The 9,517-nt window shown below is 59.4% G+C and carries 2 protein-coding genes and 3 pseudogenes; 2 read left to right on the top strand and 3 right to left on the bottom strand.

Annotated elements, in window-relative coordinates:
- Positions 1-300: 300 nt before the first annotated feature.
- From NKJ32_RS34600 to NKJ32_RS34590, 3 genes and pseudogenes are all read right to left on the bottom strand, one after another.
- Positions 301-2,835, bottom strand: coding sequence for a two-component system VirA-like sensor kinase (locus NKJ32_RS34600; protein WP_352830385.1), 2,535 nt, complete (start codon positions 2,833-2,835; stop codon positions 301-303).
- Between the two features lie 641 nt (positions 2,836-3,476).
- Positions 3,477-3,851: pseudogene (locus NKJ32_RS34595) on the bottom strand (type IV secretory system conjugative DNA transfer family protein); the annotation flags it as partial.
- Positions 3,852-4,118: 267 nt separating this feature from the next.
- Positions 4,119-4,477: pseudogene (locus tag NKJ32_RS34590) on the bottom strand (DDE-type integrase/transposase/recombinase); the annotation flags it as partial.
- A gap of 507 nt (positions 4,478-4,984) precedes the next feature.
- On the opposite strand from NKJ32_RS34590, the pseudogene NKJ32_RS35685 reads away from it, so the two are divergent.
- Both NKJ32_RS35685 and NKJ32_RS34580 read left to right on the top strand, forming a co-directional pair.
- A pseudogene (locus NKJ32_RS35685) lies at positions 4,985-5,520 on the top strand (aldehyde dehydrogenase family protein); the annotation flags it as partial.
- 283 nt (positions 5,521-5,803) lie between these two features.
- Positions 5,804-9,517 (top strand): Ulp1 family isopeptidase (locus NKJ32_RS34580; protein WP_352830382.1); only part of this gene is annotated, 3,714 nt, incomplete at its 3' end.

Below are 9,517 nucleotides of genomic sequence, written 5' to 3'. Positions count from 1 at the left end.
TCTGTGTCGCCCACGGATCTGATCCGATCCGTCTTCGCGGTTCAGATGAGCGTTTGGCGATGCTGGCCAAGGACGGAATAGTGGATCGTGTCCCGCGGCGTGGTGTAGCTGGCGGCACGGCGGCAGGTTTGCCGTGGTCGGGGAGCCCTTCCTTGGGCGGAAGCCGACGACAGTGTTCGAGGGGAACTCGCCATGAGCCGGGTGCGCAGAGATCGTCCGACGCTCTTGTATTTGCTAGATCCCAGCCGGCTCCGCCTCCGATTGCCTCGGTAGCTCGGTAGCCTGAGCGCGTCGGCGGCATCATGCCATTATCATCCTACGAATTGCATGCTCCATCGTCCTGGACGAGACCGGTTTGGCTAGCCAAAGGACGAAGGTCTGATTACCAGATGTGATCGGCATGGGGTCGCTTCCACCAACGACGATGATGGGCACCGTCATCAGGGTGGTACGTACGGCTTCGGGCTGTCCTGGCCCGAGGAAAGTCGCTTGATCGAAAATTAGGAGGTCGGCTGCCTTCCCGCTCTCGATCCAGTCGCAAAGACTTTCGAAGGTCGCGAAGCCGACAGGCTTATAACCAAGCGCGGCGATCTTATCGTTGTAGATCTCCAACGCTGCTGGATCGGGCTCCACGACTGCAATGATTTCTCCATTGCCAAGTGATCCATCGTATGGACCGGAAGCGCTATCAGCTCTGACCTGCTCCTCAGCGCAGGCCGGTAAGTAGAGATCGAAGCGTGTACCTCGGCCAACAGCCGAGGTGACGTCAAGGCATCCTGCGAGCGCGCTCACATGGCGGTCCACTGCAGCAAGACCCAGTCCGGTCCCGCCGACGCGAGAGCGCGTGGTAAAAAAGGGCTCAAAGATGTGCGGAAGCACCGAACTTGCGATTCCTTGGCCATCGTCGCTGATGGAGAGGAGAACGTAATCTCCCGGTTTCAAGGTGCCCTTAGCCACGGGCTTCGTTTGACAGACGTGAGCGCGAGAAACGCTAATCTCGACACGGCCCTCATTCAAGAGAGCCTCCGACGCGTTCTTGCATAGATTCATAAGGATCTGCTGTATCTCGGTCGGGCTGCCCTCGATCACCGTTTGCCACTCGTTGATCTTGAAGTTCAACTGAACATCCGCACGAAGTGTAACCCGCAGCAATGGCGCGAGATCCATTACACTCTCCGAGACGTCGAAAGGCATCGTCACGCGCTTCCGATTTCGGCTTAGTGACAAAATTTGATCAATAATCAGCTTGGCTCGGTTGCTGGCCAAGATAATTTGGCCGATGTGGCCCCGAATTCTCGAGGGGCGGCGCACAAGACCTTTAGCCATCTCTGCGTAGCCGACTATTGCTCCTAGAACATTATTGAATTCATGTGTAACGCCGCTTGCGATTGTGCCGACAGCCGTCAGCCTTTCCGCATGCTCCCATCGACTCTCAAAAAGGTTACGTTCCGTGTGTACACGTTGCATTTCAAGATGGTTGCCTAAACGCACAGTAGCGCTCGCCAGAACCAGGAGGTCGTCTGTGGAGGGTGGTGAGCGATCTCCTTCAAAAACAAGGATACAAACCGCAGTCTGCTGATCGGAGGCCCTGCACCCAACAATTTGACAAACACCGGTAGTGCCTACGGCAGTCCGAACCACTTCCGACGCCGGAACGACGCGAAACACTGGCTGTTCCGGGTGTACAAGTGAGACGACTTCATGGATTAGCGTGGCGTTCCAGACGCGCATGCGCTTGTTCGCGACAAAGTACTCGGTATTCCTGCTGATACTCGGATCCACCAGAGCAAGCGCGCATTGATCCGCATCGAAAACGCATTGAATGAGTCTAAGCGCTGCTTCGGTGGAGAAGCGCCGCGAAGCCTTCGTTGCTTGACTGTCGATGAAGCAAGCTTCGATCTCACTCATTGCCGCTTCAAGCTCTAACCGCCTTTCCAACCGGTTCGTCCGCACATGCAGCGTGGAGGCTCGAATGGTCGCAAACAAGCAGAGGCATATGGACACCAAGCCAAAGAAAAGTCGTGTACGCTGCGCTTGCGCGCTGGCGAAGCTGTAGGCTTTCAGATGTTCTCGCTCCAATTCGGCAGCCTTGGCGAACGTGTCGAAGGATGGGATCCGATTGACAGCGCGGTCCAACCTCAACATTGAGGACAGGATAGCGCGGCCCTCGCGGGCCACATCCTCCGTGACTTGGTCCTGGCTAGGAGGAAGTCGGCCGAGAGACTGATCGATTTGTAATGCGAGGCTGAATCCCGGTCTGGCCGAAAATTGAAGGATCAGATTGGAAAATTCAGGCCTGTTCGACACTCCCCCCCGAAGGCGATTAGCCGAGCGAGCAAAGCGTACGAGAGAGCTTTGCAGAAGCTCATTTTGCGCGGCCGAGGCCGAGATGGCAGCTTCTGTGTTTTCGAGGGACTTTTTGAGCTGTGCAAGCAACCTGGAGTGCACCCCGGAGCTCTCATTGGGCGAAATCTCAACAAGGCGTTGGTAGTTTTGAAGGTTCCTTTTTAATGCTTGCCCGGTAGAAGCAACGGAACGGAAGTCCAATACCATGTCGGCGCGGGCGACGTCTCGCTGGAGCAATGCGTAGTTGATCTGAATCGTCCGCAGTTCGCTTAGGACCGCCTCGTTGATCTGGGGGTCTTGCCACTGTATCGCGACCAAGAGCGCAACCGAGGCCACTAGGGCCATTACAGAAGCTTTGTCGGTACTGAGCCATTTTTCCCAAACGAACGGCGTTTGATCCGCGGTGCGTGCCTTGCGAAGGTCCGATTTGAATTCTAGCTCCCCATCGCGTCGGTGTGCGGCCGGATGCTGCTGGAACAGGAAAGCCAAGTGTACCTCTCCCCTCAAATAGGCGGTGTAGACACCGTTGCACTCTGCCCCCATGGCCCGCTGACCTTCCATTGATTCGCGGGCGTTTCGACCTCGACGGCGAGGCGGCAGCACAAGGCGGGCAACTGATCGCAGTTTTCGGAACTGGTCTTCCGAGAGATCATCGAAGGGGCATACAAGCGCACGCCTGCAGCAGCCGAGGATGATACCGGTCGGTCAAACGCAACTGGCGAGGGCCGGATCTGCTGTTGGCTGGCAGCTAACACTGGCGAGGCGGCGGCCTCAACTCCGGCGTGCCTAGAGCCGGCTGCTGCGAAAGCGTCCGACACGCTTCCCTTGGGGTCATCCCGTCCAGCGGGCATCCTTGGATCGCTGAAAAAAGACGAGGCGGCTTGATGATCCTGCCCTCGCTGAAGCACCTCGCGAAACCCCTGTTCCAGTCGCAGAAGCTCCTCTGGACCGGTAGGCGGCTCGTCAGCTCGACCATCGAACAGCGGCCGGAGCGCCTCGGACACGTGTTGCTCAAAGCCCACTCGCCGGGCCTGGACCGCTTGCCCGTCTTCCAAGCCGGCGTCCTGCACCTGCGACAAAGCTGTTACACGGGATGGATTACTATTTCGCGGGTTCATACTAGCCTCACATCAAACTGTATCGTCAAAGTCCTGCGCCAATCCACGCAGCGGCTCATCGAGTTGATTCTGTGGAGAGCCCCCCGTCTGCTTTCGTCAAGGGCGTCGGCTCCGGGAGGGCGCCTGTCTGGCTTTCAAAGATGCGTTTCAGAATGCGATCCGAAAAATATCGCACCTTCCTCAATTTTAATGGTGGCAGACCTTGATGAGAACGATTTCGTACTCGTCATTGAGCAGCCGCACCTGTTCGGGACGCAACAGCGGTGCACCTTGATGTGAATTCTGAACGTTCCAATCGAACGTTCGCGCCTGGCTGTAGGAAATCGATTGGGCTTGAAATGTGAATCCACCGATAGCTTTGGAAATGTAGTTCGGAGTCTCGTCATCTACCTCGATGTTCCTAGAAGCGCGCCGGCAGCCCGGGCGGGGGGCTTGGGGTTAGACTGCCAGCGCACGCCACTCATAAAGAGCGGCCTCTTTTCGCGGTTCGGACACCCATAGTCAACCCGGCAACGTCTGGATGCCCGCTGTGCTTTTTGCAGAGCGGCGATGCCGGGCATATCGGCCGATCCTGTCTAGGATGGTGTGGCCACTCTCGTCGGCCGAGTTGATGCTCCAGCCAGTATCGCCTTGCCGACCAGCATGAGTTCGCCGTTAGCAATCCATCGTTGCGGGCGTTCCAGTCACGGCCTTCCATTCGGCGATGGCTTGCAAGCGATGAACATGTATGGCGAGAGCAGAACGTTTGGGGCGGGGGACGAAGAGGTTGCGGAGGGCTGACAAGGTCGAGACGAAGCGTTGCAGGCCTCCCGGCGATCGGACCCCTGCATCATCCGCTCCCGTTTTCGCGGCGGCACATGGGAATTCTCCGCTCTGTTGTTCAACCCCTTGTGCGACCGGTGCTCGACGTCCGGCATCATCTGTCGCTTTGCCGCTCCATACGAGCGAAGCTAGTCGGTGATCATGCGCTTCGGCGCGAGCCCCTGCTTCTTCCACAGCCGCGTCAGCAAGCGCAACCTCTCGCAGGGTGCGCTCTCAGAGTTCGTTCCTGCGCAGCGGCCTTGTTATCTCGATACTGGATAAGCGTCTACGAACCTACGCGCCGCATAACGAGCTTTGTTGCGCTGGTCGGTTGCGAAGGGTGGCTCTATGCATCGCAGTGGCGGACGCGAAATCCTCACCATCCTTCTGCATCGCGCTATTTGGCTTGCCGAAAACCCAATTTCGCCGGCACGCTGCCGCTGAATACGATGATCATCTCGCATTCTTGCTATGGAGACTGTCGTCCTTCCTGGGCACGCGGCTGACGGCGACGAAAGCGGGTTTATTCATGCAACACCCCTTTTTGGCAGGCAAGCTGGTGGACTTCGGGATGTCGGGGGCGAATATAGCGAAGACTCCCGCCGCTCGCTGATGCATTCTGGACGCAACCGCATCGAGCCGATGTGTTCGAGACGCTTCGCGGCTGCAGTCGCCGAACGATGGCGTGGTTATGCGACCTGTTCGGCATGGCTACCCCCGTCCAGTCAGGCGTTCACGAAGGTGTTTGTCGAGAGTTCGTGGAGAAAGTCCGCCACTTATCGTTGGCGAGGGCTTTGCTCCGGAGTGGCGATCGGTGCGCTGATCGACAGGCAGGCTCTGGCCAAAATCGAATCCCATGCCGTCGCGAAAGGCCGCAGAATTCGATGCGGGGGCAAACGCATCGCGCGAATGGCACGTCGAACTATCGGTCCTGTCTCCAGCGAGATGACCATCGCGCAAGAAAGAGACATTCGGGCGGCTGGCGCCTGTGATTGCTTCGACGATGCGGATAGGTCGTGCATGAGGCCAACGACACGATCTACGGCCTTCCCCCACATTTGTGCCTCAAACGGAAGCGTGTTTGGCGTGTCGCCGAGGCCTTGGAATATGGCATAGTGGTATGAACACGGGACGCATGTCGTCGGAAGCCGCGCCTTTCGGCCGAGTGAAGCAGTCCGGCATCGGGCGGGAGGGTTCCCGCCATTGCCTCGAGGACTACCTCGAAATGAAATACCTCTGCACGGGCGGCATCTGAAGCATGGGCTTGCAGGGCTCGCAGACCGGTAAACCAGCGAGCCATCTCCAAATATGTGAATTGTGGATTGCTCCTCGACGGGAGCTGAGGGGCGGCTCCGCAAGCCTTACGACGCTCTTTGCGAGCCGTAGCTGCCGAGCTGGCAAAAGGCTGGGCTACGTCGCGCCAGCGCAATCGGCGCGCAGAAAATTAGGCCTACCCGCTCCGGGACCGCGGACCTCGTCAGCTTCTCGTAAGTATGCCCGAGTAGGTTGCTCAGCTGATCTGTGGACGTGAGGCTAGCGTGAACCGGCACAAATTTGACCTATCCAATGTAACAGGTTGGCGGCAGGTGCAGCCCCCGGCATCTCAAGAGCAAGCGGCACAGGCCGGGCAAGAGGGCTTTGAGCAGCGCTCGGGCGAGGCGCGCCAAGCCGCTGCCCAAATTCCCGCCCCCGCCGTTCCGGCTCTGCCAGACCCGTTCCATCCTCATCCGTCTCAGGGAGACCTGAGCCTCATCGAAGGCGCGGCCCCATGGGAAGCGCAGCCCATGATGCAAGGGAGCGGACAAGAACACGCCGCGGCGCCGTACGCCGGAGGCAGTGGGTCGATGCTAGGTGCCTCGGTGCTGCAGCCGGGTCACTCAACGGCGCGCCATCATCATGCGCCGGATTCGTCAGTGGGTGATCTGAATCCTTCCGCACCGTTCGAGTTGCGTGACCATGCTCGTTCCCCCGTGCCGGCGGCGGTGCAGCCAGATCCTCCAGTAGTGGTCTCCGACGGTCGCGGCTGCAAGCGTCCTCTTTATTCCAACGATGCGACCGTTGTCGAAGGGCTGAGGTCACTCTACGCGGGTAAGGCCAAGGAGGAAACGGTCAAGCGCCATGTAAATTCTCTTTACGGCTTTGGTCGTTGGCTCTTTAAAAATAACAAGCCGGGATTTGCTGCTCGGCTTCACGAGAAGTCGCTGGATGAAGATCTCAAGGAGTACGAGAGCAGTGGTGGCTCCTCGACTGTGGCTGTGGCACTGCGTCGTCTCAGAGAGTCGGCGGGCGGAGTGCCAATGGTGGGCCGCGCTGTCCTGAATCCCGACCCTGCCGACGCCGCGCTCATCAGAGATTACAAAGCGGCTCTCATCAAAGAGTACAAGGGAGCGCCTGCGACCGGGCCGAATCGCCAAACCATTCACGACTATGGAGCTACTCTTAGACGTTTCAGTGAATACCTGCATAAAAACAAAAAGCCGGGGATTGCGGCTCGGCTTCACGAGGAGTCGCTGGATGAAGATGCCAAGCGCTATAAGGACTCCAGTGGTGACCGGAGGATCATTGCACTAGCTCAACTCCGGAAGTTCCTGCCGTCCGCCGCACTCGGGCGCGAAATTGCCCTTGCTGCTCGTCCGGAAGACGCAGTCGGCATGGAGGCTCGTGCCATTGGGGACGCCGCTGCGCAGCACAGCGGGCCGCAGAAGGCATTGGGTCGGCCAGAGAAGCTCCCTGGGGAAGCTAATGAAGACGCCGCTGTTCTGCCATCGTCTTTCGTACCAACTGGGCACCATCACCAAGCCTCGGATCCCGCAGAGTCCTTTCGTCCCCTGATCTGGCGCGACGGCGACCAGCGCGCGCCGGACGAGCGGATCGCTGCACAGGACAGGAGCAACCTGCTACCAAGCGAGGAGGTGCCACTGAGGCCACCGGAATTCGCTCCGCCCAGCTTGCGGGCGGGGAATTCCGCCTCGCCAGAGCTCTTTCCTGAGGGGATGTCCCCCGCGGTCGAAGGGTTTTTTGGTGTTTTCGGCGACCCCAGCGGGCGGGTGCTCGGCGCATTGCAATTGCTAGGCGACGAACATATCCACAGGGATTACCAGCTCCTGGAGCAGGAGTTGCAGGGGAACAATCCAGATCTCGCCGCCCGGACGCGGTTCGTGGATCCCCTCGTAGCCAATTATCATCTGCGCTTGGGCTCCGAGAGCGACAAGCTAAGCGCATTCCAGCGCATCGTCCATAATCAGAACGGTAACGACACAGCCGACTTCCTGTTCGTGCCAGTGAGCGATGGCGGTAAGACTCTTGCGGAGCGCGGCAAACATTGGTCGCTGCTGTTCGTTGATCGCAGCGACCGGGAACGGCCGGTTGCCTATCATTATGACTCCGTCAGCGGATGGCATGACAAGCTTGCAAAACACCTCGCAGAAAGGCTGGGCGCCAGCCTGGAGACCCGCGTGGACTTACCCCGCATCGCCCAGCAGAGCAACGAGTGGGATTGCGGAGTCTACGTGGTGGACGGCACGCGGGCGCTGGTTGGGCGATTGCAAAGATGGCAGCCAGACCTGCCAGACCTGCCAGACCTGAACCTCAACAACCTCGTCGTCAATCGGCAGGCACTACAAACCCGACTCATGGGTGACGATACATCTGGAACGGCAAATTATCTCACGAACTTTGAACTCATGGACCGACAGGCGCGAGACGCGGTTAAGGAAAGCCCCGTTGGGACGTTTCACCAGCGGATCAAGCGGCTCGGCCAGTCAGCGCGAGCGTTGCACGACAGAGCCCTGGCTCCAGTCGCGCCGGACCAAGGCAACCCAGACTCGGTGTTCGTACGGGACGTTATTCCCGGGGAAACACGCCATCATCATGCGCCGGATTCGTCAGTGGTTGATCTGAATCCCCCCGCACCGTTCGAGTTGCGTGACCATGCTCGTTCTATGCCGGCGGCGGTGCAGCCAGATCCTCCAGTAGTGGTCTCCGGTCGCGACAAGCGTCCTCTTTATTCCAACGATGCGACCGTTGTCGAAGGGCTGCGGTCAGCACTCTATGCCGGTAAGGTCGGGGAGCGCACGGTCACGGACCATGTAAATTCTCTTCTCGGCTTTGGTCGTTGGCTCTTTGATAATAACAAGCCGGGATTTGCTGCTCGGCTTGACGATCCGTTGCTGGATCAGGATCTCAAGGAGTACCAGCGCGAGAGTGGCTCCTCGAACGTGGCTAGAGCACTGGGTCGTCTCAAAGAGTCGGCGGGCGGAGCGCCAATGGTGGGCCGCGCTGCCCTGAATCCCGACCCTGTCGACGCCGAGCTCATCAGAGATTACAAAGCGGCTCTCATCAAAAAGTACGAGGCAGAGCCTGCGACCGGGCCGAATCCCAAAACCACTCAGGACTATGCGGCTACTCTTAGACGTTTCAGTCAATACCTGCATGAAAACAACAGGCCGGGGATTGCGGCTCGGCTTTACGAGGGGTCGCTGGATGAAGATGCCAGGCGTTATTTGGACTCCAGTGGCAACCGGTGGATCAGTGCACTAGCTCATCTCCGGAAGTTCCCGCCGTACGCCGCACTCGGGCGCGAAATTGCCCTTGCTGCTCGTCCGGAAGACGCAGTCGGCATGGAGGCTCGTGCCATTGGGGACGCCGCTGCGCAGCACAGCGGGCCGCAGAAGGCATTGGGTCGGCCAGAGTATCTCCCTGGGAAAGCTAAGCAGCTGAGCGAGATCGGCAATTCAGGCGCTCGCGTGCTGATGCAGGCCCCCACCCATCATGTGGATACATCGCCATGGGAGGCGCAACTCAGGAGCGGACAAGAACACGCCGCGGCGCCGTACGCCGGAGGCAGTGGGTCGATGCTGGGTGCCTCGGTGCTGCAGCCGGATCACTCAATGGCGCGCCATCATCATGCGCCGGATTCGTCAGTGGTTGATCTGAATCCCCCCTCACCGTCCGAGTTGCGTGACCCTGCTCGTTCTGTGCCGGCGGCGCCTGCCGGGCCAGCGTTCGCCAGGGCTGACGAGACGCCCTCCGCGGTTGGCGAGGCCGCGGTGGCCGAAAGGCTGGCTCGGTTGCAAAAGCAGACGGTCGACGCTGATTTGTCGGGATATTTCGACTCGATTCCGCACGCGGACCTTCTACGATCGCCATGGGAGGCGCAACTCATGACGCAAGGGAGCGGACAAGAACACGCCGCGGCGCCCTACGCCGGAGGCAGTGGGTCGATGCTGGGTGCCTCGGTGCTGCAGCCGGGT

Source organism: Mesorhizobium sp. M0159 (assembly GCF_040322295.1).
GTDB lineage: Bacteria > Pseudomonadota > Alphaproteobacteria > Rhizobiales > Rhizobiaceae > Mesorhizobium.
This window is presented reverse-complemented; position numbering and strand designations above follow the sequence as displayed.